The sequence below is a fragment of the Streptomyces sp. NPDC048507 genome, from assembly GCF_043199995.1.
Lineage (GTDB): Bacteria > Actinomycetota > Actinomycetes > Streptomycetales > Streptomycetaceae > Streptomyces.
Genome location: NZ_JBICWZ010000028.1, coordinates 1 through 23,583 on the forward strand (window position 1 = coordinate 1; position 23,583 = coordinate 23,583).

21 protein-coding genes are annotated in these 23,583 nt (G+C 74.2%); 18 read left to right on the forward strand and 3 right to left on the reverse strand.

Features of this window, described 5'->3' with window-relative positions; genetic code table 11:
• Nucleotides 1–206: 206 nt before the first annotated feature.
• The 3 genes from ACGFXC_RS35875 (at nt 207) to ACGFXC_RS35885 (ending at nt 3,038) form a co-directional block, all read left to right on the forward strand.
• Nucleotides 207–1,040, forward strand: coding sequence for a DUF1206 domain-containing protein (locus tag ACGFXC_RS35875; RefSeq protein ID WP_393719119.1), 834 nt, complete (start codon nt 207–209; stop codon nt 1,038–1,040).
• Nucleotides 1,041–1,096: 56 nt separating this feature from the next.
• The gene (locus ACGFXC_RS35880; protein WP_393719120.1) at nt 1,097–1,450 is read left to right on the forward strand and encodes a hypothetical protein; all 354 of its coding nucleotides are present in this window, start codon (nt 1,097–1,099) and stop codon (nt 1,448–1,450) included.
• A gap of 85 nt (nt 1,451–1,535) precedes the next feature.
• A complete protein-coding gene (locus ACGFXC_RS35885; RefSeq protein WP_393719121.1) occupies nt 1,536–3,038 on the forward strand; it encodes a carotenoid oxygenase family protein in 1,503 nt (500 codons plus the stop codon).
• Between the two features lie 34 nt (nt 3,039–3,072).
• Here ACGFXC_RS35885 and ACGFXC_RS35890 read toward each other — a convergent pair whose 3' ends face one another.
• The gene (locus tag ACGFXC_RS35890; protein ID WP_393719122.1) at nt 3,073–4,419 is read right to left on the reverse strand and encodes a pyridoxal phosphate-dependent decarboxylase family protein; all 1,347 of its coding nucleotides are present in this window, start codon (nt 4,417–4,419) and stop codon (nt 3,073–3,075) included.
• Between the two features lie 270 nt (nt 4,420–4,689).
• Here ACGFXC_RS35890 and ACGFXC_RS35895 point away from each other — a divergent pair, with 270 nt between their 5' ends.
• Entirely contained in the window at nt 4,690–5,433 is a 744-nt protein-coding gene (locus ACGFXC_RS35895) for an aspartate/glutamate racemase family protein (protein WP_393719123.1), read from the forward strand.
• 64 nt (nt 5,434–5,497) lie between these two features.
• Entirely contained in the window at nt 5,498–7,168 is a 1,671-nt protein-coding gene (locus ACGFXC_RS35900) for a PucR family transcriptional regulator (RefSeq protein ID WP_393719124.1), read from the forward strand.
• A gap of 81 nt (nt 7,169–7,249) precedes the next feature.
• Here the strand turns inward: ACGFXC_RS35900 and ACGFXC_RS35905 are convergent, their stop codons facing one another.
• Nucleotides 7,250–7,837 carry an isochorismatase family protein gene (locus ACGFXC_RS35905; RefSeq protein ID WP_393719125.1) on the reverse strand — a complete coding sequence of 196 codons (588 nt, stop codon included), beginning with the start codon at nt 7,835–7,837 and terminating at the stop codon, nt 7,250–7,252.
• A 175-nt stretch (nt 7,838–8,012) separates the two neighbouring features.
• Here ACGFXC_RS35905 and ACGFXC_RS35910 point away from each other — a divergent pair, with 175 nt between their 5' ends.
• The 13 genes from ACGFXC_RS35910 to ACGFXC_RS35970 all read left to right on the forward strand — a co-directional run bounded on the left by ACGFXC_RS35910 (nt 8,013) and on the right by ACGFXC_RS35970 (nt 22,778).
• Nucleotides 8,013–9,377 (forward strand): serine hydrolase domain-containing protein, encoded by a 1,365-nt coding sequence (locus ACGFXC_RS35910; RefSeq protein ID WP_393719126.1) that lies wholly within the window; start codon nt 8,013–8,015, stop codon nt 9,375–9,377.
• 24 nt (nt 9,378–9,401) lie between these two features.
• Nucleotides 9,402–10,343: a serine hydrolase gene (locus tag ACGFXC_RS35915; RefSeq protein WP_393719127.1), complete on the forward strand. Its 942-nt coding sequence runs from the start codon at nt 9,402–9,404 to the stop codon at nt 10,341–10,343.
• On the forward strand, nt 10,340–11,245 hold the full coding sequence (locus ACGFXC_RS35920; protein ID WP_393719128.1) for a serine hydrolase: 906 nt from the start codon (nt 10,340–10,342) through the stop codon (nt 11,243–11,245). Before ACGFXC_RS35915 ends, ACGFXC_RS35920 begins: the two co-directional genes overlap by 4 nt.
• A gap of 268 nt (nt 11,246–11,513) precedes the next feature.
• Nucleotides 11,514–13,091: an ABC transporter substrate-binding protein gene (locus ACGFXC_RS35925; protein WP_393719129.1), complete on the forward strand. Its 1,578-nt coding sequence runs from the start codon at nt 11,514–11,516 to the stop codon at nt 13,089–13,091.
• Nucleotides 13,088–14,101 (forward strand): ABC transporter permease, encoded by a 1,014-nt coding sequence (locus tag ACGFXC_RS35930; RefSeq protein WP_393719130.1) that lies wholly within the window; start codon nt 13,088–13,090, stop codon nt 14,099–14,101. Before ACGFXC_RS35925 ends, ACGFXC_RS35930 begins: the two co-directional genes overlap by 4 nt.
• Nucleotides 14,101–15,918, forward strand: coding sequence for a dipeptide/oligopeptide/nickel ABC transporter permease/ATP-binding protein (locus ACGFXC_RS35935; RefSeq protein ID WP_393719131.1), 1,818 nt, complete (start codon nt 14,101–14,103; stop codon nt 15,916–15,918). Before ACGFXC_RS35930 ends, ACGFXC_RS35935 begins: the two co-directional genes overlap by 1 nt.
• The gene (locus ACGFXC_RS35940; protein ID WP_393719132.1) at nt 15,918–16,610 is read left to right on the forward strand and encodes an ABC transporter ATP-binding protein; all 693 of its coding nucleotides are present in this window, start codon (nt 15,918–15,920) and stop codon (nt 16,608–16,610) included. The genes ACGFXC_RS35935 and ACGFXC_RS35940 overlap by 1 nt, the downstream gene beginning before the upstream one ends.
• A gap of 46 nt (nt 16,611–16,656) precedes the next feature.
• Entirely contained in the window at nt 16,657–17,718 is a 1,062-nt protein-coding gene (locus ACGFXC_RS35945) for a dipeptidase (RefSeq protein ID WP_393719133.1), read from the forward strand.
• A gap of 225 nt (nt 17,719–17,943) precedes the next feature.
• The gene (locus ACGFXC_RS35950; RefSeq protein WP_393719160.1) at nt 17,944–19,026 is read left to right on the forward strand and encodes a M20/M25/M40 family metallo-hydrolase; all 1,083 of its coding nucleotides are present in this window, start codon (nt 17,944–17,946) and stop codon (nt 19,024–19,026) included.
• Nucleotides 19,023–19,820: a GNAT family N-acetyltransferase gene (locus ACGFXC_RS35955; RefSeq protein ID WP_393719134.1), complete on the forward strand. Its 798-nt coding sequence runs from the start codon at nt 19,023–19,025 to the stop codon at nt 19,818–19,820. Before ACGFXC_RS35950 ends, ACGFXC_RS35955 begins: the two co-directional genes overlap by 4 nt.
• Complete coding sequence (gene menC, locus ACGFXC_RS35960) at nt 19,817–20,923, forward strand: o-succinylbenzoate synthase (RefSeq protein ID WP_393719135.1); 1,107 nt, start codon at nt 19,817–19,819, stop codon at nt 20,921–20,923. The genes ACGFXC_RS35955 and menC overlap by 4 nt, the downstream gene beginning before the upstream one ends.
• A gap of 222 nt (nt 20,924–21,145) precedes the next feature.
• Nucleotides 21,146–21,955 (forward strand): DeoR/GlpR family DNA-binding transcription regulator, encoded by an 810-nt coding sequence (locus tag ACGFXC_RS35965; RefSeq protein ID WP_393719136.1) that lies wholly within the window; start codon nt 21,146–21,148, stop codon nt 21,953–21,955.
• Between the two features lie 181 nt (nt 21,956–22,136).
• Nucleotides 22,137–22,778, forward strand: coding sequence for an SRPBCC family protein (locus ACGFXC_RS35970; RefSeq protein WP_393719137.1), 642 nt, complete (start codon nt 22,137–22,139; stop codon nt 22,776–22,778).
• A 38-nt stretch (nt 22,779–22,816) separates the two neighbouring features.
• Here the strand turns inward: ACGFXC_RS35970 and ACGFXC_RS35975 are convergent, their stop codons facing one another.
• Nucleotides 22,817–23,521, reverse strand: a complete 705-nt coding sequence (locus tag ACGFXC_RS35975) for a 2-phosphosulfolactate phosphatase (protein WP_393719138.1) — start codon at nt 23,519–23,521, stop codon at nt 22,817–22,819.
• Between the last annotated feature and the right edge of the window lie 62 nt (nt 23,522–23,583).

The window sequence follows — 23,583 nt, forward strand, 5'->3', positions numbered from 1 at the left end:
TGGACTACATGAACTCCCGCTACGGCAGCCCCGTCGGCGCCTGGAACTTCTGGCAGTCCCACCACTGGTACTGAGCCACCAGCGGACACCCCCCCCAGCAGCGGCACGCGGCCGCACCCGAACGCCCGACCGGACCCCCGGCCGGGCGCTTTCGCGTTCCCGTCCGGCCGGGAATGGAGCGGGGTGCGGGGGGTAGTCGCGGGTGCATGACAGCTGGCGAAGCGGCACGTGAGGGTGTGAGGGCGGCCTCCAAGGGAGGTACGGCCCGTGGGGTGATGGCCCGCTGCGGGCTGGTGGCACGGGGTTTGCTGTACGTGCTCATCGGCGTGATCGCGGTGCGCGTGGCGTTCGGCGAGAGCGACGGCGGTGAGGAAGCCGACCGTACGGGCGCGTTGCAGGAACTGGCGGACAAGCCCTTCGGCGGCGTCCTGGTGTGGGCCGTGGGCATCGGCCTGGTCTGCATGACGCTGTGGCGCCTGTCGGAGGCCGTGCTGGGTGCGGCGGGCCCCGACGGGGACAAGGCCGGCAAGCGGCTGGCCTCGGCGGCGCGGGCCGTCTTCTACGGGACCGTCGCCTACTCGGTGCTGTCGTTCGCCGCGGGCTCCGGCGGCGGGCAGTCCGGCGACGAACAGTCGCGGGACGTGACCGCCCGGGCCCTCGAACTGCCCGGCGGCCCGTGGTGGGTGGGGGCGGCCGGGGTGGGCATAGCCATCGGCGGCGTCGTGATCGCCGTGCAGGCGGTCCGGCGCACCTTCCGCAAGCACTTGGCGATGGCCCGGCAGCCCGATGGGGTCCGCAAGGCCGTCGAGGTCCTCGGGGTGGGCGGCGGTCTGGCGCGCGGCGCCGTCTTCGCCGTGGCCGGCGGCTTCGTCGTGCACTCCGCGATGAGCTACGACCCGGCGAAGGCGAAGGGCGTCGACGACACCCTGCGCACGTTCACCGAGACCCCGGCGGGTCCTTGGCTGCTGGTGGCGGTGGCCGCCGGATTCGTGCTGTTCGGTCTGTTCTCCTGGGCCATGGCCCGCTGGCGCCGGGTCTGACGGAGCGCACCGCCGGGGGGTGGGAGAGCCCGGGCCGCGCGTGCCAGGATGGGCCCATGACCGAACCGTACGTGCTCCGGGCCGACCGGTCCCGCCTCTCCCTGTGGTCCCAGGACTCGGTGCTGTCGATCGGCTCGGTCGGCTCGGTGCTCTCCATCGGGTCCGTGGGCTCGGTGCTGTCCATCGGCTCGGTGGGCTCCGCGCTGTCCGCCGCCTCCATCGGCTCCTCCCTCTCCCTCCTGTCGGCCGCCTCCTGGCTCAGCACCGGGTCGCTGTTGTCCGCCCGGTCCCGCTGGGCGGTGCTGTCCTGGCGCTCGCGCGGCGGATTCATGGCGGCGGGGCTCCTCACGGCGACCGCCGTCGCCGGACTCGTCCTGCGGGACGGGCCCCCGGCCGGCGGCGAGCGCTGAGGGCCCCTGGTTGCCCCGCCCCCGCAGGAGGGCTTGACTGAATGTGGCGCGGGGGAGACGCCGAGGAGATCCCCGGAGGCGACACATGGGAACGCACCCGACCCGCCCCTTCGACCCCACCCGGGTCGCCCACCTCAGCGGAGCGTTCGCCCCGGTGACGGAGGAGGTCGACGAGGTGGGCCTGCGCGTGGAGGGCCGGCTCCCCGACGGCCTGGACGGCACCTACCTGCGCAACGGCCCGAACCCCCGGTTCAGCCCGATCGGCTCGTACCTGTACCCCCTCGACGGCGACGGGATGCTGCACGGGGTGTGGATCCGGGAGGGCACCGTCCGCTACCGCAACCGCTTCGTGCGCACCCCCGCCGTCCTGGCGGAGGAGCGGGCCGGGCGGGCGCTCTGGGGCGGGCTCGAATCGCTGGTCATGCCGCGTGAGCCCGACGTGCCCGCCGACCTCGCGGACACCTTCAAGGACCTGCCCGACATCAACGTGGTGCGGCACGCGGGCCGCCTGCTGGCCCTCGCGGAATCGGGCTGTCCGTTCCGGCTGTCGCCGGACCTCGACACCCTGGGCCGCGAGACGTTCGGCGGGGCGCTGCCCGCCGGCATCACCGCCCACCCGAAGACCGACCCGCGCACGGGGGAGATGGTGGTTTTCTGCTACGGCATCGAACCGCCCTTCCTGACCTGGTCGGTGATCGGTCCGGGCGGTGAGGTGCGGCGCGGTCCGACGGTCATCGAGACCGTCGACGAGCCGATGATGATCCATGACATGGCGCTGACGGCGCGGTTCGTCGTCCTGGTCCTGGCACCCGCCTTCTTCGACATCGAAGGGGCGATGGCCGGCACCGGCTCGTTCGTGACGTGGCGGCCCGAACGCGGGACCCGGATCCTGCTGGTCCCGCGCGACGGCGGCCCGGTGCGCCAGGCCTCCGACGAGGCCTACTGGATGTGGCACACGGTGAACGCGTACGACCTGGGCGAGGACGAAAGCGAGGACGAGAGAGCGGCGGGCGACGGGGGCACGGGGCGCGGCGGGCGGTCCGGCGCCGGGAACGTGGTGCTCGACTACGTGCAGTGGGACCACCTGGCACTGGGCCCGGTGTCCGGCGGCCCCAACCCGGGGGGCCTGGTGCGCGCGGTGATCGACCCGGAGGCGGGCACGATGCGACGGACCCGGCTCGACGACAGCGCGATCGAACTGCCGAGGATCGACGACCGCCTCGTCGGGCGCCGCCACCGGCGCCTGGCCGCCGCCGCGGGCTCGGGCACCCGGGACCTCCTCCCCGGGGAACACGACGCCCTGCGCTGGTACGACGTCCAGGGCGGCGGCAGCGAACTGTGGCCGGCCGGTGACCTGTCCGTCGGGGAGCCGGTGTTCGCGCCGACACCGGGCGGCGCCGATGGCGAGGGCCACTGGCTGACCTTCGCCACCGACCGTACGGACGGCGCCAGCTGGTTCCTCGTCATCCCGGCCGACGCCCCGGCCTCCGGCCCGCTCGCCCGGATCCGCATCCCGGTACGGGTCCCCCTGGGCCTGCACGGGACCTGGCTGCCCTCCGGGGAACCGGCCGCCGGTCAGCGGCGGTGACGCACGCCGCCGCGGCGGCCCGCGGCCCGGGCGCTCAGGCGGTGGTGTCGAGGACCTCCCGGACGGTGTCGAGGGTGGTGGCCGGGTTGAGGAAGGCGAGCCGGGCGACGGTCTCGCCCCGGTGGCGCGTCGGGGCGACGAAGGCGGTCTGCCCCGCCAGGAGCCGGTCCGACCAGCGGTGGTAGTCCTGCGCCGTCCAGCCGGTGCGGCGGAACAGGACGACGGACAGGTCGGGTTCGCGCAGCAACTGCAGGTGCGGGGCGTCCCGGACGAGGCCGGCCGTCGCCCGGGCGAGGGAGAGGGCGCTCTCGACGGCGGCCGTGTAGGCGCGGGTGCCGTGCACGGCGAGGGAGAACCACAGGGGCAGGCCACGGGCGCGGCGGCTGAGGTGGTGGGCGTAGTCGGAGGGGTTCCACACGTCCGGGCCGTCGTCCTGGAGGACGTCGAGGTAGGAGGCGTGCTGGCTGTGCGCGGCCTTCGCCAGCGCGGGTTCCCGGTAGAGCAGGGCCGCGCAGTCCAGCGGCGCGTACAGCCACTTGTGGGGGTCGATGACGACGGAGTCGGCGTGCTCGATGCCCCGGTAGCGGGCGCGGACGCTGGGGGCCAGGAGCCCGGCGCCGCCGTAGGCGCCGTCGACGTGGAGCCACAGCCCGAGGGCCCGTGCGGTGCCGGCGACGGTGTCGAGGTCGTCGACGATGCCGGTGTTGGTGGTGCCGGCGGTGGCGACGACCGCGATGACGTTCTCGGGGTGGGGGTCGGCTTCGAGCGCGGCGCGCAGCCGTGGGCCGGTCAGCCGGTCGTCGTGGGCGGGGACGAGGAGGGGTTCGGCTCCGATGATGCGCAGGGTGTTGGCGATGGAGGAGTGGGCCTGGTCGCAGACGGCGATCCGGACCGGTCCGCCGGGGTCCGTGCCGCGGGTGCGGCGGGCGGTCTCCCGGGCGGTGACGAGGGCGGAGAGGTTCCCGGCGGATCCGCCGGAGACGAAGCAGCCACCCGCCTGTTCCGGGAGTCCGGCGAGATCCGCCAGCAGGCGCAGGACCTGGTTCTCGGCGGCGATGGGCCCGGCGGCGAGCAGCCAGGAGACGCCCTGGACGGAGGAGGCCGAGACGATCATGTCGAAGAGCCGGGCCGCCTCGGTGGGGGCGGAGGGGACGAACGACAGGAAGCGGGGGCTGTCCACGCCGATGGCGGTGGGGGCGAGGTGCTCGCCGTAGAGGCGCAGGACGTCCGCCGGATCACTGCCGTCGGCGGTGATGGCTCCCGCCAGGGCGCGGTCGAGTTTGTCGCCCTGACCGGGCTGGTTCAGCCGGGGCCCGTCGCGCAGGAGGGTGCGCAGGTGGTCCAGGACGAGGTCCGTCAGGGCGGGGTCGTGCGTGTGCATGCGGGGGCCTTCACTTCGCGGGGTGCGGGTGCGGGTGCGGGTGGTGGGCGGCGGGGATTCGCTTCCGGCGGTCAGTGAAGCCGCGCGGACGGCCGCCGTGTTGGGACCGGGCTCCCACACCGGGGGCCCGGATTCGGAGCTGCCCACGAGCGCGGACGGGGCGGCCGCGGGGAGCATCGGATGTCCCGTACGCGTCCCGGAAGGCGGACCCGCAGTGTGCGCTCACGATCACCCCTCCCCCCACGAAGTCGCAGCTCCGGGGGTGACGGCATGAGGCACGGCCGCACGACGCTGGGCATCCTCGGCGGAATGGGCCCGCTCGCCACGGCGGAGTTCTACCGGCGGCTGGTGCGCGGCACCCCGGCGGGCCGGGACCAGGAGCACCTGCCGGTGCTGATGTGGGCCGACCCGGGCGTCCCGGACCGGACGGCGGCCCTGCTGGGCCGGGGCCCGTCCCCCGTCCCGGCGATGGTCGAGGGCGCGCGCTGGCTGAGCCGGGCGGGCGCCACCTGCCTCGCCGTGCCCTGCAACACCGCGCACGCCTTCCTCGGGCAGGTGTCCCGCGCCGCGGGCGTCGAAGTGCTCGACATGGTCGGGGCCGCCCTCGCGGCAGCCGCGGGCCGGGCGCCGGGAACGCGCAGGATCGGCGTCCTGGCGACGCGCGGGACCCGCACGGCGGCCCTGTACGAACGCGCCGGGCACCGGCTCGGCCTGGAGGTGCTCCAGGTCTGCGACCGCGTCCAGCGCGAGTGCGTGGACCCGGCGATCCGCGCGGTCAAGGCCGGCTCCGCCGGCGACGCGGCGGAGCGGTGCATCGAACGGGCCGTCCACAGCCTCGCGGACCGGGGCGCGCAGGCGGTCATCGCCGCCTGCACCGAGATCCCCCTGGTCAGCGGGCCCGCAGCACGCGTCCTGCCGCTGACAGATTCCACCGACGCCCTGGTCGACCTCGCCCTGGCGAGGCTGTGGCAGGCCCCCCGTACTTCGTGGCAGGGGACGGTTACGGCGGGGTAATGTCGTCGGCGGGAACCAACCGGGACGGCCTGAGCGCCTCTAACCTGCGGAGATGATCAGGCACGTGTCGACTCATCCCCCGAGGAGCCTGAGCCGGGTCCTCGACGACTTCGGCCCGACCCTCCTCGACCTCCTGCACGGCGACGTCACCGGCGCACCGGAGATCGGCGGCGTCGCGATCCACGACCCGCACGACGACCAGCAGTACCCGCCGCACGCCATCGTCCTGGACCCCGGCGTCCGCGGCACCCACGAGATCGCCGCCCGGCTGCGCGCACTGGCCGACCACCGGGCCGCCGCCCTGGTGGTCCGGGGGCCCGTCGAGGACGAGGACGCCCGGGAACTGTCCGAGGCCGTCGCGGCCTCCGGGATCGCGCTGCTGGCCCTGACCCGCGGTGCGTCCTGGGCACAGCTCGCCGCGATGCTCCGCACCCTCCTCGCGGAGGGCGACGTCGGCGAGCAGGACGGACAGATGCTCGGCGGCGTCCCCTCCGGTGACCTGTTCGCCCTGGCGAACGCGGTGTCCACGCTGCTCGACGCCCCGATCACCATCGAGGACCGGCGCCAGCGCATCCTCGCCTTCTCCGGCCGCCAGGACGAAGCCGACTCCTCGCGCGTCGCCACCATCCTGGCCCGGCAGGTACCCGACGGATACGTACGGATCCTGGAGGGCCGCGGGGTGTTCAAGGAGATCTACCGCAGTCACGAACCGGTCCACATCGAACCCGCGACGATCAGCGAGGGCGAGACCGCCATCCCCCGGGTGGCCATCGCCGTCCGGGCGGGCGAAGAGGTCCTCGGCTCCATGTGGGCCGCCGTCAGGCAACCGCTCACCGCCGCACGGGAGAACGCGTTCAAGGACGCGGCCAAACTGGTGGCCCTGCACATGCTCCGCTTCCGGGCGGGCGCCGACGCCGGGAACCGACTGCGCACCGATCTCGTCGCCACCGTCCTGGAGGGCGGACCGGGCGCCGGGGACGCGCTCGGCCGCCTCGGACTGCGTGACGAGCCGGCCCTGGTCATGGCCCTCGGAGTGGGGCCACGGCCCGAGGAGGACCACGCCCACCTGGCGGCCGAACGCCAGCGCCTGACCAGTGCGCTGGCCGTGCACATCACCGCCGTGCAGCCGCGCGCCGCCGTCGCCCTGCTCGGCGAGGTGGCGTACGCGATCGTCCCGGCGCCGGGGGACCCCCTGTCCGGGCGCGAACGCGCGGTGCGGATGGCGTCGAACTTCCTCCAGCGCACCGGCGAACGCCCGGGCGCCGTCATCGGGGTCGGCTCCATCGCCGGGGAACCCGCGGCCCTGGCGCGCTCACGGGCGAACGCCGACCGGGCGCTGCGGGTGCTGTTCAACACCCCCGCCGGGAGGAAGGTCGCCTCCATCGCCGACGTGTACACCGACGCACTGCTCCTGGAGATGCGCGACCTCGCCGCGGCCCACCGGGACGAGCTGTCCGATCCGCTGGCCCGCCTCGCCGCCTACGACGCCCGGCACAACGCCCACCTGGTGGAGACCCTGCGGGCCTGGCTGGACGCCTTCGGGGACGTCATCGCCGCCTCCGCGAGCGTCTTCGTCCACCCCAATACCTTCCGCTACCGCATCCGGCGGGTCGCCGAGGTGGGACAGCTCGATCTCCAGGACCCCTCCGCACGGTTCGCCGCGATGCTCCAGCTGCGCCTGATGGACACCCCGGGCCGCGGCGCCGACGCCGGGGAAGAGCCGCCGGCCCCCTGAAGTCCCGGCGCCGGCACCGGCCGGAACGCGGGAAGCCGCCCGGCCCGTGAGGGCCGGGCGGCTTCCCGTCCGCCGTCCCGGTCAGAGGCGCACGCCCGGCGGGACGGCCAGCTCGCGGTGGGCGTCGTGGAACGCGTCGGCGCGCTCGTTGGTGCGGATCCAGTCGTAGAAGAGTTCCTTCGCGGAGAGCAGCTCCACCCCGGCTCCGGCAAGGCGCCGCAGCCCCCGCTCGTGGGCGGCGCCGGGGGAGTAGACGGCGTCCTCGACGACCACGACGCGCTTGCCGGCCTGGTGCAGCCGGAGCGCGGAGTGGGCGACGCAGATGTCGGTCTCGATGCCGACGAGGACCATGGTGGTCCGCTCCGTCGCCTCGATCGCCGCCGCGATGGCGGGGTTGTCCCACACGGCGAAGGCGTTCTTGGGCAGGGTCACCGCGGTCTTCGGCAACACGCCGACGATCTCCGGTTCGGTGTGCCCGTTGTGCCCGGGATCCTCCTCGGTCACCACGACGGGGACGTCCAGCCGGTCGGCGACGGCGGTGATCCACGCGGTCCGCAGCACCATCTCGTGGAAGCGCTGCCGGTCCACGTCCAGGCGCCGGGCCGGGTAGAAGTCGGTCTGGACGTCGATGACTACCAGGGCGCAGTCATCACGGTCGATCAGCGGCATCGTCGTCTCCTCGGGCTCTTCGGACTCGGGCCCACCCTAGGAACGCCGCACGCCCGCCGAGTCGTGCGCGCGGCCTAGCCGGGCCCCGCCGGTTCGTCCGCGCGGACGAACAGCGGACGCGCGGCCGTGCCTACGCTTCCGGCCTGTCCACCACCACACCAGCCGGAGGGTCCGCGTGAAGCCCGACATCGACCACTGGGCGAACCGTCTCGCCGTCCTCGCGGCCCGGCTGCGGGTGCCGGGCGCGAGCCTGGCGTTCTGGTACGACGGCGCCCTCCACGAAGCGGCGACGGGGGTGCTGAACACGTCGACCGGGGCGCCGGTGCGCACCGACTCGCTGTTCCAGATCGGATCGGTCACCAAGGTGTGGACCGCCACCCAGCTGATGCTGCTGGCCGAACAGGGCCTGCTCCACCTGGACACGCCGGTCGCCGACCTCCTGCCCGGCTTTCGGGTCGGGGACGAGCGGGCGGGCCGGACGATCACCGTACGGCACCTGCTGACGCACACGTCCGGCATCGACGGAGACCTGTTCCTCGACACCGGCCGCGGCGACGACTGCCTCGCCCGCTACGTGGACGCGTGCGCCGGTCTGGAGCAGACCTTTCCCGTCGGCGACTCCCACTCCTACTGCAACTCCGGGTTCGTGATCGCGGGGCGGATCGTCGAGCGGCTCACCGGGAAGGTCTGGGACCAGGCCCTGCGCGAGCAGATCTGCCGACCGCTCGGCCTCACCCACACCGCGACCCTGCCCGAGGACGTCCTGCGGTTCGGCGCGGCCATGGGCCACGAAGACGACGGAACACCGGCACCCGCCTGGGGCCTGCCCCGCTCGGTCGGCCCGGCGGGCCTGATCTGCGCCCGGGCCGCCGACGTCGTCGCCTTCGCCCGCGCCCACCTCACCCCCGGCGCGCTGCTCGCCGACCCCGCCGCGATGCTGGTGGCACAGGCGGACCTGCCCAACCCGTACGAGGGCGGCAGCCAGTGGGGCATCGGTTGGGCCCTGGACACCTGGGACGGCCACCGGGTCGCCTCGCACGGCGGGGACACCATCGGCCAGCACGCCATGCTGTGGATGCTGCCCGACCTGGGCACGGTCGTCACCCTGCTCGTCAACGGCGGCCACGCGGCCGCGTTCCAGCAGCGCCTGATCGGCGAACTCCTCGGCAGCCTGCACGGCCTTCGCGTGCCGCCCCCGTTGTCCGCGCCCGTCCGGCCGGCCGAGGTGGACACCGGCCTTCTGACCGGCGTCTACGAACGGGCCGGCAGCCGCATCCGGGTCACCCGGCGCGAAGGCGGACTGCGGATGCGCACCGAGCCCACCGGCATCCTCGCGGGGCTGGCCCGGCCGCGCGAGCTCGACCTCACCGCCGTCGACCGCCGCACCTTCCTCGCCCGCGCCACCGCGGGCGGCGGCGACACCCCGCAGGACGTCGAAGCCGACGACGGCGCCGCCCGGGACGCGGTCGTCTTCGAGGACCGCCCCGACGGCACCCGCTACCTGCACTACGGCGGCCGTGCCACCCCCAAGCGCGCCTGACCCCCCGGCAGATCGGACCCCCTCATGACCCCGCTCCACCCGGCGGCCGCCGAGGCCGCCACCACCCTGCAAGCGATCTTCGACGCCGCCGGCGCCGAAGGGTTCGCGCACGCCCGCGACCTCGGCACCGGCGCCGAGGCGGGCTTTCGCGCGGACGCCCCCGTCATCGTCGCCTCCCTCAGGAAGATCCCCGTCGCCCTCGCCTACGCCCGGGCCGTGGCCGCCGGCGAACTGGATCCGGCCGCCCGGCACACGATCACCGAAGACAACCGCGAGGGCGGCGGCATCGGCACCGACAGCTGCCTCCACGACGTCACCCTGAGCACCCGCGACCTGGCGTTCTTCATGCTCTCCATGAGCGACAACGCCGCCACCGACAAACTCATGGAGCTCCTCGGCACCGACCGGGTCCGCGCGCTCGTCACCGAACTCGGCTGCCCGCGCATGCCCGTCGGCCGCTACCGCGACCTCTGGGACCCCGTCTGGCACGAACTCGGCATCGACCCGGAAGGCGACATCGACGCCCAGCTCGACGGGATCGCGGAACCGCGCCTGCGCGCCCTCACGATGCTCGACCCCACCCGCACCGCCTCCAGCACGCCCCGGGAGATCACCTCCCTGCTCACCGCGATCTGGCGGGACGAAGCGGGTCCCGCGCGGGCCTGCGCGGAGGTACGCGCCCTCATGAGCCGGCAGCTGTCCACGCACCGGCTGGCCGCGGGCTTCGACGACGACGTCAAGGTCGCCGCCAAGAACGGTTCCCTGTGGGGAATCCTCAACGAGGCCGCCGTCGTCGAGTACCCCGACGGCGGACGCTACGCCGTCGCCGTGTTCCTGCGCACCCGCGCCCTCGGCGGCCGCGATCCGGCCGCCGACACCGCGATCGGCGCCGCCGCGCGGGCCGCCGTGGACCACCTGCGCCGCCTCCCCGGCGCGGCCACACCCCAGGAAGGAGCCTGCCCATGAGCGCGCGCACGGCACATCCCGCCCAGGTCGCCACCGCCCTCGCCCACACCTTCGCGCAGGCCGGGTCGGAGGGCTTCGTCCACGTCCGCGACCTCGACACCGACGCGGAGTTCGGCTTCGCGCCGGACGAGCGGGTCGTCCTCGCCTCCGTGTTCAAGATCCCCATCGCCCTGGAGTACGCGCGCCAGAGCGCGGCGGGCGAACTGGACCCGGCCGCACGGCACACCGTCACCGCCGCCCACCGGGCCGGCGGGTCCGGTACCGACGGCTGCCTCCACGACGTCGAGATGAGCGCCCGCGACCTGGCCTTCATGATGATGACGATCAGCGACAACGCGGCCACCGACCTCCTCCTGGACGTCGTGGGCCTCGACCGGGTCCGCCGGACGCTGGACGGCCTCGGCTTCGAGGACTTCGGGGTGTCCTCCTGCGCCGGGCTGGACGACGACATCCGGCGCGAGCTCGGCCTCGACCCGGCCCGGTCCCTCGACGACCAGCTGGCCGGCATCCCACAGGAGCGGCTGCTCGCCCTCGGCGCCAACGACCCGGCCCGCAGCCCGTCCAGCACCCCGCGCCGGGTCACCGCGCTGCTGGCCGCGATCTGGCACGACGCGGCGGGCCCCGCGCCGGCGTGCGCGGAGGTGCGGGACATCATGCGCCGCCAGGTGTGGCAGCACCGCCTGGCCTCCGGCTTCCCTGACGGCGGGGCGGTCGCGGGGAAGACCGGCACCGAGTTCGCCGTCCGCAACGAGGCCGGTGTCGTCGAGTTCGCGGACGGCACCCGGTACGCCGTGGGCGTGTTCCTGCGGACGTCGTCCGCGGCCACCCGACAGCCGCGCGTGGACCGCGCGATCGGCCGGGCGGCCCGGATCGCCGTCGACCACCTGCGCTCCCGCCCCTGAACCAGCCAACCCCTGAACCAGCCCGGCCCCGGCACCACCCCGGCCCCGGCAGCACCCCGACCGCCGGCACCGCCCCGACACACGTACGTCCGCACCCCGGACCGCTCCCGCGGTCCGGGGTGCCCTCATGCGCGGTCCGGCACGGCGGTCCGGCCCCCCATTGGGACCCCGGTCCGAACCAGGTGAGCGGTCTTTGTCCTCCCGGCCGAATCATTTCCGGCCACCAGCCGCGACTGTGGGGCAACTCTCCCGCCCCAAGGAGCCCCCCATGAAAAGAGCGCAAGCGGCCGCCGCGTGTATCGCGGCGTCGCTGCTGGTGGCCGGCTGCGGCGCCACGCCCGCCGGATCGTCCGGCGGCGACGCCTTCAGTTTCGCCATCAAGAGCGATCCGGGCCTGCTCGACCCGGCGCAGGTGCAGAAGACGACCACCTACACGGCGTTGTCCCTCGCCTACGACACCCTCGTCAACACCGGCGCCGACGGCCGGATCGTCTCCGGTCTCGCCGACAGCTGGAAGGTCACCCCCACCCAGGTGACCTTCACCCTCCGCCGGGGGGTCACCTGCTCCGACGGGAGCCCCGTCACCGCGTCCACGGTCGCGCGCAACGTCGCCCACCTCACCGATCCGGCCACCAGATCGCCCGCCTACGGCGTCCTGGTGCCCGAGGGGCTGAGCGCGCGGGCCGACGACGCCGCCGGCACGGTGACCCTGTCCACCCCCAGCCCCTTCGCCTTCATCCTGGAATCCACCCGCTACCTGTTCGTGGTCTGCGGCAAGGGCCTGACGGACCGCACGCTCCTGGCGGACGGAACCTCCGGCTCGGGGCCGTTCCGGCTCACCGGGGCGAAAGCCGGACAGAGCTACACCTTCACCCGGCGGGAGGACTACGCCTGGGGCCCGGGCGGGGCCACCACCGCCGATCCGGCCATGCCGGGCCGCGTCGTCCTGAAGGTCCTCGGCAGCGAGGCCACCGTCGCCAACATGCTCGCCTCCCACCAGCTCAACGGCGCCCAGCTCGGCGGACCCGACCGGGCCCGCGTCAGCCGACTCCCCGGCGTGAGCACCACCGTCCAGCCCAACGGCACCCAGGAGTTCTTCTTCCACCAGGGCGCCGGCCACCCCGGCCAGGACCCGGCCGTACGCAAGGCCCTGCTGCGCGCCGTCGACCTGGAAGCGCTCGGCGCGATCGCCACCGGCGGCACCGGCGCCGCGCCCACCGGCCTGGTCACCGCGCCCCGGCCCTGCCCGGGCGACACCGTCACCGGCCACCTGCCCGCCTTCGACCCCGGTGCGGCCGCGGCCGCCCTCGACGCGGCGGGCTGGCACCGCGCGGGCGGCGGCGTCCGTACCAAGGACGGCGGGAAGCTCACCCTGCGCATGATCTACTCCGCCTCCTCCGGCGAGACCATGGCGGCCGCCGCCGAGTACCTCGCCGACGCCTGGACCAGAGCCGGAGCCGAGGTGAAGCTGCGGGCCGTCTCCGACGCCGCGTACGCCGAGATCGAACTGGACACCCAGGACTGGGACGTCGACTGGGCGCCGCTCGGGGTCGCCCTGCCCACCCAGCTCACCGGGATGCTGTCCGGCCCCGTCACGCCCGGCGGCGAGAACTTCGCCCACCTCACCAACATCCGGTACGAGGAACTCACCGCGGCCGCGAGCGCCCTGCCCGGCAGCGCGGGCTGCGCGCAGTGGGCCGGGTCGGAGAGCGCCCTGTTCGACAGCGCCGACCTGGTCCCGGTCGTCGACAAGACCCTCACCGTCGCCGCCCACGACGCCACGTTCCGCATCACCAACGGCCTCTTCGACGCGACGTCGATCCGCATGACGGGAGCCACCAAGTGACCGCCGCCACCACGGCGCCCGACCCCGGACCCACCCCGGCGCGGCGGGCCCGCAGACTGCATCCGGCCCTGCTGGCCCGGCAGTTCCTGCGGCTGCTGCTGTCCCTGGCCGTCCTCGTCGTCGCGTCCTTCGCGATGATCCACCTGATCCCCGGCGACCCGCTGCGGCAGATGCTCGGCCCGACCGCCCCCCGGGAACTCATCGACGCCCGCCGGGCGGACCTCGGCCTCGACGACCCCCTCCCCACCCAGTTCGCGCACTACGTCCAGCACCTGTTCACCGGCGACCTGGGCACCTCGTTCTTCTCCAGCCAGCCCGTCGCCGACATCATCGGCCAGGGCCTGCCCCACACCCTCGCACTCGCCGTCCTGGCCACCCTGCTCGCCCTCGCCGTCGCGATTCCGCTCGGCCTCTGGGGCGCCGTACGCACCCACAACGGGCGCGCCCCCCGGACGGAAACCGCCTTCACCACGGCCACCGGCGCCGCCGTCGCCATCCCCGAGTACCTCTACGGCCTGGCCCTGCTGCTCGTCTTCGGCCTCGGCCTGGACCTGCTGCCCCCGGCCGGGCTCACCGGACCCGCCTCCTACGTGCTGCCCGTCACCGCCCTCGCCATCGCCCCGGCCGCGATGATCGCCCGGCTGGCCCGCGTGGAAACCCTCCGTGAACTGGACACCGACTACATGCGCCTGGCCCACGCCAAACGGCTGCCGTCCCGGCGCCTGTACGCCGTGCACCTGCTGCCCAACACGCTCACCGCCACGCTCACCATGGGCGGCCTCCTGCTGAGCGGCCTGATCACCGGCAGCGTCCTGGTCGAGAGCGTCTTCGCCTGGCCGGGCCTGGGCCTGCGCACCGTCGAGGCCGTGACGCAGAAGGACTATCCGGTCGCCCAGGCAATGATCCTCGTCTACGGGGCGCTCGTCCTCCTCGTCAACTTCCTCGTGGACCTCCTCCTCGCCGTCCTCGACCCCACGTCCGCCCCGGCCGGCGCCCGCCGGGAGGTCTGATGCGCCGCCCGTGGAAGACCCCCGCCGCACTCACCGGCTCCGCCCTCGTCCTCCTCGTCGTGGCCCTGGCGATCGCCGGCCCGCCGCTGTGGGGCGCGGCCGCGGCCCGCATCGAGCCCGCCGACATCAGCCAAGGGGCCTCCGCCGCGCACTGGCTGGGCACCGACGCACTCGGCCGCGACCTCCTCGCCCGCACCCTGGCCGCGACGCGGCTGACCCTGGGCCTCGCCCTGATCGCCACGCTGATCGGAACCCTCGCCGGAATCCTCCTCGGCACGCTCCCCGCGGTCCTTCCCTACCGGGCCGGGCGGGCGGTCATCGCGGTGGTCGACCTGCTGGTGGCCTTCCCCGCGCTGCTGCTGGCGATGTTCACCGCCGTCGTCGCCGGACTCGGCGCCAGGGGCGCCGTCCTGGGCATCGGCGTGGCGCTCGCCCCGTCCTTCGCCCGCCTCACCGGCAACCTGGCCACGACCGTCACCGGCTCCGACTACATCGCCGCCGCCCGCATGCTCAAGGTGCCCCGCCACCGCATCCTGACCCGGCACGTCCTGCCCAACATCGCCGAACCCCTCATCCTCAACGTCGCCCAGTCGACGGGCGCCGCCCTCCTCGGCCTGTCGGCGATGTCGTTCCTCGGGATGGGCGTCCAGGCCCCCGACTACGACTGGGGCCGCCTGCTGAACGAGGCGTTCGGCCACGTCTACGTCACCCCCTCGGTGGTCATCGCCCCCGCCCTCGCCGTCACCCTGGCGGGGCTGGGCTTCACCCTCCTCGGAGACGCCGCCGCCAAGGCCGCGGCCCGCACCGCCCCCGCCCCCGCCCGCGGTCCGGCCGTCGCCGCCGTCCCCCCGGCGGCCGGTCCGCCGGTGCCCGGAGCGGTCCTGGAGGTCCGCGACCTCACGGTCACCTTCCCCGGCGGCATCACCCCCGTCCGCGGACTGTCGCTGACCGTGGGACAGGGAGAGATCGTCGGGCTGGTCGGCGAGTCCGGCAGCGGCAAGAGCATGACCGCCGCCGCGGTCGGACGGATCGTCCCCCACCCGGGGACCGTCACCGCCGCCCGCACCCTGCTCTGCGGCACCGACCCCGACACCCTGGGCCCGGCCGAACGCCGCAGGACGCTCGGCTCCAGCCTCGCGATGGTCTTCCAGGACCCCACTTCCTCCCTCAACCCCGCCCTCAAGGTCGGCGGCCAGCTCGCCGAGGTCGCCACCCTCCACGACGGCGCGACCCGCGCCCGAGCCGAGCGGCGCGCCGTCGAACGCCTGGCGGCCGTCCACATCAAGGACCCCGCGCACGTGGTGCGCCAGTACCCCCACGAACTGTCCGGCGGGATGCGCCAGCGCGCCGTCATCGCCATGGGCCTCATGGGCACCCCCCGCCTGATCATCGCCGACGAACCCACCACCGCCCTCGACGTGACCGTCCAGCGCGAAGTCCTGCGCGTCCTGCGCGAGGCCGTCGACGACACCCGGGCCGGCGCCCTCTTCATCTCCCACGACATCGCCGTGGTCAGCGAACTGTGCGACCGCGTCGTGGTCATGTACGCGGGCCGGGTCGTCGAAGAACTCCCGGCCGACGCCCTCCACCGGGCCCGGCACCCCTACACCCGGGCACTGATCGGATCCCTGCCCGACATGGACACCGACCGCGGCCGCCCCCTGACCACCATCCCCGGCCGCCAGCCCGCACCCGCCGACGTCGGCCCCGGCTGCGCCTTCGCCGACCGCTGCGCGCAGGTCAGTGCGCGCTGCGCCACCCGACCCGAACTCGCCGACCGCGCCGACGGGCACGCGGTCGCCTGCTGGGAGGCCTGATGATCATCAACGAGCTCACCGTCCGCTTCGGGGACGTCACCGCCGTCGACCGCCTCAGCCTGACCGTCCCCGAGGGAACGGTCACCGGCCTGGTCGGCGAATCCGGATCGGGGAAGTCCACCCTGGCCCGCGCCGTCGCCGGTCTCGTGCCCCACCGCGGCACCGTCACCGGCGTCGACCGCGGCCGCGTCCAGATGGTCTTCCAGGACCCGTACTCCTCCCTCAACCCGCGCATGACCGTCGGCGACGCCATCGCGGAAGGCCTGCGCGTGCCGCGGGCCCGGCGCGGCGCCGAGACCGAACGCCTCCTGGACCTCGTCTCCCTGCCCGCCTCCTGCGCCGGCCGCCGTCCGCGCGAGCTCTCCGGCGGCCAGCGCCAGCGCGTCGCCATCGCCCGCGCGCTGGCCGCCCGGCCCGACGTGCTCATCGCCGACGAGATCACCTCGGCCCTGGACGTGTCCGTCCAGGGAGCCGTCCTCAACCTCATCCGCGACCTGCGCGCCGAACTCGGCCTGACCATGCTCTTCATCTCCCACAACCTCGCCGTGGTCCGGTACGTCTGCGACGCCGTCGCCGTCATGCGCCACGGCCGCCTCGTGGAAACCGGCCCCGTCGACGACGTGATCACCCGGCCCCGGGCGCCCTACACCCGCACCCTCCTCGACGCGGTCCCGCGCCTGGTCCGGAACTGACCGCACCCCCCCCGTGAGCTCCGCACTCCGAACGAAAGGCCGCACCGTGGCACCCCGAGACCCCCACGACCGCTCCGCCCCGCGCTACTCCCGCGACCTGCACCGGCGCGCCGTCGTCGCCGATGCGCACAACGACCTCCTCATGGCCGTCTGCGCACGCCCCCCGCAGCGCTGGGGGAGCTTCTTCCGCGAGCGCTGGCTCCCCCAACTGCGCGAAGGCGGCATCGACATCCAGGTCCTGCCCGTCTTCATCGACGACCAGTACCGTCCCGAAGGCTCCCTCCGCCAGACCCTCCGCATGATCGAATGCGCGCACGTCCTCGCCGAGGCCAACGCCGACGCGGTCGCCCTGTGCCTCAGCGGCTCCGACATCGACGCCGCCCTCGCCACCGGCCGGATCGCCCTCGTCCTCGCCCTGGAGAGCGCACCCGGCATCGACACCTCCGTCGAACTCCTGCCCACCCTCCACCGGCTCGGCGTACGGATCGCCTCCATCGCCCACTGGGGCCGCACCCCCCTCGCCGACGGCAGCCGCGAGGACGCCACCGGAAGCCGCCTCACCGCCCCCGGCGTCCGGGCCCTCCAGGAAATGGAGCGCCTCGGCATGCTCTTCGACATCTCCCACCTCTCCGCCACCGGAGTCGCCCACGTCCTGGAGATCGCCACCCGTCCGCTGATCGCCACCCACTCCTGCGCCCGCGCCCTGCGCGACCACCACCGCAACCTCACCGACGACCAGATCCGCGGCGTCGCGGCGACCGGCGGCGTCGTCTGCGTGAACTTCGTGCCCGACTTCCTCACCGACGACCAGGCCAAGGTCGACGTGGACCGCATCGTCGACCACATCGAACACGTCGTGTCCCTCACCGGGCCCGGCCACGTCGGCCTCGGATCCGACTTCGTCCGCGAGATCATCCACGACGTCACGCCGCCCTGCTGCGAGAGCCTCGACGACGAGGACCCCCAGTTCACCTTCCCCGGCCTCGAAGGGCCCGCCGGGATGCCGCTGCTCACCGACGCCCTCGTCCGCCGGGGCATGCCCGAAGCGGACGTCCTCGGAGTCCTCGGGACGAACCTGCGCCGCCTGATGACCGACCACATGGGCTGACCGGAGCCGGGCACCGGCCCACGGCCGGTGCCGCGCACCACCGTCCACCCGACTTGGGTCCCCGCCACGAACCGGGCCCCCGGACCGGTGACCCGGCGACGAACCACGCCCGCGCGCCCCTGCCTACCGTGGCCACCAACCCACCCACCCCCGAAGGACGAACCCGTGCCGGCAGACCCCGGAACCCCCCTCCCACGAGCAGGAGGCGCGACGCACCTCGACGCCATGCTCGCCGACCTGGAAGAACTCGTGACCTGCGAGTCCTACTCGGCCGACCACGAGGCGGTCGCACGCAGCGCCCGCGTCGTCGCCGACCAGGGCCGACGCCTGCTCGGGGCCCCCGCCGAACTCCTCGTCACCGGCGGCGTCAGCCACCTGCTGTGGACGTTCGGCACCCCCCGCGTCCTGCTGCTCGGCCACCACGACACCGTCTGGCCCATCGGCACCCTGGCCACCCACCCCTTCTGCGTGCGGGACGGGATCGCCCGCGGACCGGGCGTCTTCGACATGAAGGCCGGCCTCGTCCAGACCTTCCACGCCCTGGCCTCGCTGCCGTCCCTCGACGGCGTCTGCGTCCTGATCACCGGCGACGAGGAAGTCGGCTCCGGCACCTCCCGGCCCCTCATCGAAGACCTCGCCCGGCGCTGCGCCGCGACCCTGGTCACCGAACCCTCCGCCCCGGGCGGCGCGCTCAAGACCGGCCGCAAGGGCGTGTCGATCTACGACATCACCGTCCACGGCCGCGCCGCCCACTCCGGCCTCGATCCCGAGAAGGGGATCAACGCCGCCGTCGAACTCGCCCACCAGGTCCTCGCCATCGAGGACGTCGCCGCGGCCGCCACCACGCGCACCGGCCCGGGGACCACCCTCACCCCCACCCTGATGGCCGCCGGCACGGCCAACAACACCGTCCCGGCCCTCGCCACCCTCAACATCGACGTCCGGGTCCCCACCCCCGACGCGCAGGCCGTCGTCGACCGACTCCTGCGCGGCCTGCGCCCCCGGCTGCCCGGCGCCCGCCTGGACATCGGCGGCGGACCCAACCGTCCGCCCCTGGACCACACCGCCTCCGCCCACCTGTTCGACGTCGCCGCCGCACGGGCCGCCGGCCTCGGCCTCGCCCCCCTGCGGCAGGCCTCCGTCGGGGGCGCGTCGGACGGCAACTACACCGCGGGCGTGGGCTGCCCCACCCTCGACGGCCTCGGCGCCGTCGGCGACGGGGCCCACGCCGACCACGAACACGTCGTCACCGCCACGATGCCGGAGCGCGCCGCGCTCCTGGCCCACCTCGTCGGAGCCGTCCAATGACCGCACTCGAACTGCGCGAACTCCACGCCATCGAGGACTTCGAAGACATCCACCGCCTCTACGCGGACATCTGGCACACCGGCACCGGCAGCGCCCCCGTCCCGGTGGAGATGATGCGCGCCCTGTCCCACGGCGGGAACTACGTGGCCGGAGCCTACGAGAACGGCCGCCTCGTCGGCGCGTCCCTCGCGTTCCTCGCCGCACCCGTGGGCACCACCCTGCACTCCCACATCACCGGTACGGCCATGGGCCGCGGCATCGGCCTCGCCCTCAAACTGCACCAGCGCCAATGGGCCCTGGACCGGGGCCTTTCCCGCATCACCTGGACCTACGACCCCCTCGTCCGGCGCAACGCCCACTTCAACCTCAGCAAGCTCGGCGCACGCCCCGAGGAGTACCTCCCGTCCTTCTACGGCCCGATGCACGACGCCATCAACGGCGGCGACGACACCGACCGCGTCCTGGCCGCCTGGGACCTCAGCGCGGGCGGCGCACCACCGCCCGGCGCCCTTGCCGCGGGAGCCGCCCACGGGCTACGGGACGTCGACGGCCACCCCCGCGGCGGCCCGGCCGACTCGGACACCGTGCTCATCGACGTCCCCGAGGACATCGAAGCGCTCCGGCGGAAGGACCCGGCGGCGGCCCGGGCCTGGCGCGTCGCCGTGCGCGACACCCTCGGCGGCCTCCTCGCCGAGGGCGCCCGGGTCACCGGCTTCCACAACCGGACCTCCTACGTCCTCACCCGCACCCCCCTGCCCGCCGCCCCCGCACCCCTCAGGAGCCACCAGTCGTGAAGATCTCCGGAATCGAACTCCGCCGCGTCCGGATGCCGCTCGTCGCGCCCTTCCGCACCTCCTTCGGCACCGAGACGGCCCGCGACGTGCTGCTGGTCCGGGTCGTCACCGAGGACGGCGAGGGCTGGGCCGAGTGCGCGGCCATGTCCGAGCCGCGCTACTGCTCGGAGTACGTCGACGGCGCCCAGGACGTCCTGCGCCGGTTCCTGATCCCCGCGCTCCCCGAGGACGGGGTCGACGCCGAAACCGTCGGCCGGGTCCTGCACCCCTTCACCGGCCACCAGATGGCCAAGTCCGCGCTGGAGACGGCCGTCCTCGACGCCCAGCTGCGCTCTACGGGCCAGTCCTTCGCCGCCCACCTCGGCGCCTCCCGCGACCGGGTCCCCTGCGGAGTCTCCGTCGGGATCATGGACTCCCTGCCCGAACTCCTCGACGCCGTCGAAGGCTACGTGGAGGAGGGCTACGTCCGGATCAAGCTCAAGATCGAGCCCGGCTGGGACGTGGCCCCCGTCCGCGCCGTCCGCGAACGCTTCGGCGACGACCTCCTCCTCCAGGTCGACGCCAATGCCGCGTACACCCTCGTCGACGCCCAGCACCTCGCCGAGCTGGACGCCTTCGGCCTCCTCCTGATCGAACAGCCCCTGGCCAACGACGACATGGTCCAGCACGCCCAGCTCGCCAAGCGGCTGCGCACGCCCGTCTGCCTGGACGAGTCGATCGAGTCCGCCGCCGACGCGGCCGCCGCGATCTCCCTGGGCGCCTGCTCGATCATCAACGTCAAGCCGGCCCGCGTCGGCGGCTACCTCGAAGCCCGGCGCATCCACGACCTCGCCCGCGCCCACGGCATCCCCGTCTGGTGCGGCGGCATGCTCGAAACCGGCATCGGCCGCGCCGCGAACGTCGCCCTCGCCGCCCTGCCCGGCTTCACCCTCCCCGGCGACACCTCCGGCTCGGGCCGCTACTTCGCCACCGACCTGACCGAGCCCTTCGTCCTCGACGCCGACGGACACCTCGACGTCCCGACGGGCCCCGGCCTCGGCGTCGAACCGCTCAAGGACGTCCTGGACGAGGTCACCGTCTCCAACGAATGGATCACCCGCTAGCAGCTTGCGGACTTTCGTTGGTTCTTGTTCGGTCTCCCGGGTGCGGCTCGACCGCGAGCCGCACCCGATGGCCTTCTCCCTTGCGGCAGGGGTGCGGCAGGGGCCCACCGCGTCGGATGATCGAACAGTAGACTGTTCGTTTGTGAGAGGTGCCGTGTGTCCCGGACCGTGCGTCCCCGACCGCGCGCACGGCCGACGGGCGCAGGAGCGGGGACGAGAAGCATGACGGAAGCAGCACGCCTGGCCCCCCAGCGCAGGGCCCTGATCCTCGACATCGTCCGCCGCGACGGAGCCGTGCGGGTGGCCGAGCTCGTGGAACGCCTGGGCGTCTCCGACATGACCGTACGCCGTGATCTGGACGTGCTCGCCAGGGGCGGATCCCTCGCCAAGGTGCACGGCGGTGCCATCAGGGCCACCGGCACGACGGGCGACGAACCGTCCTTCGAGACCAAGGCCGTCCTCGAATCACGGGCCAAGGCGGCGGTGGCGGAAGCCGCGGCCGCGCTCGTGAAGCCGGGCAGCGTCGTCGCGATCTCGGGCGGAACCACGGCCTACGCCGTGGCGACCCGGCTGCTGGACGTCGCGGGCCTCACGGTGGTGACCAACTCCCTGCCCGTCGCCGAACTCCTGCGCAAGGCCGGCGCGGAGAACGGCTCCGCGGGGCACTCCGTGCTGCTGACGGGCGGCAGCCCGACCAAGTCGGCCTCCCTGGTCGGCCCGTTGGCGGACCAGGCCATCCGCTCCCTCCGGGTGGACCTGCTCGTCATCGGCGCGCACGGCGTCACCGAACGCGCGGGCGCGACCACCCCGAACCTGGCGGAGGCGCAGACCAACCGCGCGCTGATCGCCTCCGCCGCGCAGGTGGCCGTCGTCGCCGACCACACGAAGTGGGGCGTGGTCGGCCTCAGCCAGTTCATCGCCCTGCCGGACATCGACTACTTCGTCTCCGACAGCGAACTGGACGCCCAGGCGCGTGCCGTCCTGGGCGACGCGGTGGGCCGGCTGATCCTGGCCGAGGTCCCGGCGGCCTGAGGCCCCCGCCGCCCGGCTGCTGCGGGCGCCCGTCCCCGAGCCCGCGGACCACCACCGGTCGGACGTTAGAAGGTATTACGCGACCTATTGATTATCACTGACTCTGGGTTATAGCCTCTAACGGTCGATCCGGCCTGAAACACCCGGGCCGTCCGCCCGTCGCACGTCGAAGGGGAACCCCATGTCCGGCAACCGCCGCACCGCATTCCGCGTCGCCCTGTTGAGCCTCCCGCTGGCCGTCGGCCTGCTCGGCACCGCCACGGCCCCGGCCGGGGCGGCCGCCTCCCCGGGGGACCGCACCGCCCGCCCCCTCACCTGCCGCGGAGCCGGTGTCGACCCCGACGCCCGCGTCCGCCACCGGGCCGAGATCCTCATCCACGCGCCGCTGCGCACGGTCTGGAAGCTCCAGAGCGACGTCGAGGGCTGGCCCTCCTGGCAAGGGCCCGTGACCGCCGCGAAGCGTCTGGACGAGGGCCCGCTCCGGCCGGGTTCGGTCTTCCGGTGGGCGACCCCCGTGCCCCCCAACCCGACTCCGGCCACCAGTCTGGAGATCACCTCGACCGTGGACCGGCTCGCCCGGTACTCCTGCATCCGCTGGACGGGCCCCGCGACCGGGGAGGGGCTGCGCATCGACGGCGTCCACGTGTGGAACTTCACCGAGACCCGCGACGGCGTCCGGGTGAGCACCGAGGAGACCCACACGGGGCCCCAGGTCGACGCCGACGTCCCCACCGCGACCGCGATCCTCCGTCAGGGCCTCGACGCCTGGCTGGGCGATCTGAAGACCACGGCCGAAGCCCGCGCCCCGCACGGCCCGCGCTGACGGCCGCGCGGGGCCCGGCGTCGGCCCTGGGGGTCCGGTCAGGCCGAAGGGGCGGGTCCGGGCGGCGCGGGCGGGTCGACGCGGCGCAGGACCATCAGCGAGTCCTCCTGGGCCGCCACCATGGCGAAGGGGAAGCGGTCGAGTTCGAGGCAGAGCGCGACGTCGTCGGGGTGGGCTCCGTCGCGCAGGCCCTGCGCCAGTTCGGCGGCGGCACGCGACGCGCCGGCGCGGCGGAGGAACCCGGCCGCGTCCGTCGCGGGTTCGCCGGTCCGCCGGGCGATGTACTGGGCGCACGCCAGGTCCTCTTCGGCCCGCCCGTCCTCGCCGGTGACGACGAACGTGACCTCGTCACACCCGCGCGCCCGCAGGAGCAGGGCCGTGGCCTCAGCCACCACGAAGCCGGCGCACAGCACCAGTGACGCCTCCTTGACCGCGAGGGCGCCGACCGTCCCGGCGGTCGTCTTCTGCACCACCGTCCGCCCGCTCAGGCAGGCGGACCGCAGCAGACCCGGTGAATTGACCGCGTCGAACCCGGGCGCCCGCGCACCGTCCTTGAGCGCCACCCAGTCCGGATGGCGCGCCTTGAGCGCCAGGGCCTCCTCCAGCGACTCGGCCAGTACGATCTTCTCCGCCCCCCGGGCGAAGGCCCAGGCGGCCACCGTGTAGGCGCGCATGACGTCCACCACGACCGCGACGGACGGGGGTTGGGCCAGCTCGGCGATGCCGAGGAAACGAGCGTCCATCCGGTCATGATCACGCATGTCCGCCGCACGTACGAGGACAGCCCTCGACTGACGGGTTTCGT

What these genes read in the sequence shown, in the direction of transcription:
- ACGFXC_RS35875 (WP_393719119.1), top strand. Translation starts at nt 207, where the DNA reads ATGACAGCTGGCGAAGCGGCACGTGAGGGTGTGAGGGCGGCCTCCAAG.
- ACGFXC_RS35880 (WP_393719120.1), top strand. Translation starts at nt 1,097, where the DNA reads ATGACCGAACCGTACGTGCTCCGGGCCGACCGGTCCCGCCTCTCCCTG.
- ACGFXC_RS35885 (WP_393719121.1), top strand. Translation starts at nt 1,536, where the DNA reads ATGGGAACGCACCCGACCCGCCCCTTCGACCCCACCCGGGTCGCCCAC.
- ACGFXC_RS35890 (WP_393719122.1), bottom strand. Translation starts at nt 4,419, where the DNA reads ATGCACACGCACGACCCCGCCCTGACGGACCTCGTCCTGGACCACCTG.
- ACGFXC_RS35895 (WP_393719123.1), top strand. Translation starts at nt 4,690, where the DNA reads ATGAGGCACGGCCGCACGACGCTGGGCATCCTCGGCGGAATGGGCCCG.
- ACGFXC_RS35905 (WP_393719125.1), bottom strand. Translation starts at nt 7,837, where the DNA reads ATGCCGCTGATCGACCGTGATGACTGCGCCCTGGTAGTCATCGACGTC.
- ACGFXC_RS35915 (WP_393719127.1), top strand. Translation starts at nt 9,402, where the DNA reads ATGACCCCGCTCCACCCGGCGGCCGCCGAGGCCGCCACCACCCTGCAA.
- ACGFXC_RS35920 (WP_393719128.1), top strand. Translation starts at nt 10,340, where the DNA reads ATGAGCGCGCGCACGGCACATCCCGCCCAGGTCGCCACCGCCCTCGCC.
- ACGFXC_RS35925 (WP_393719129.1), top strand. Translation starts at nt 11,514, where the DNA reads ATGAAAAGAGCGCAAGCGGCCGCCGCGTGTATCGCGGCGTCGCTGCTG.
- ACGFXC_RS35935 (WP_393719131.1), top strand. Translation starts at nt 14,101, where the DNA reads ATGCGCCGCCCGTGGAAGACCCCCGCCGCACTCACCGGCTCCGCCCTC.
- ACGFXC_RS35940 (WP_393719132.1), top strand. Translation starts at nt 15,918, where the DNA reads ATGATCATCAACGAGCTCACCGTCCGCTTCGGGGACGTCACCGCCGTC.
- ACGFXC_RS35950 (WP_393719160.1), top strand. Translation starts at nt 17,944, where the DNA reads ATGCTCGCCGACCTGGAAGAACTCGTGACCTGCGAGTCCTACTCGGCC.
- ACGFXC_RS35955 (WP_393719134.1), top strand. Translation starts at nt 19,023, where the DNA reads ATGACCGCACTCGAACTGCGCGAACTCCACGCCATCGAGGACTTCGAA.
- ACGFXC_RS35965 (WP_393719136.1), top strand. Translation starts at nt 21,146, where the DNA reads ATGACGGAAGCAGCACGCCTGGCCCCCCAGCGCAGGGCCCTGATCCTC.
- ACGFXC_RS35970 (WP_393719137.1), top strand. Translation starts at nt 22,137, where the DNA reads ATGTCCGGCAACCGCCGCACCGCATTCCGCGTCGCCCTGTTGAGCCTC.
- ACGFXC_RS35975 (WP_393719138.1), bottom strand. Translation starts at nt 23,521, where the DNA reads ATGGACGCTCGTTTCCTCGGCATCGCCGAGCTGGCCCAACCCCCGTCC.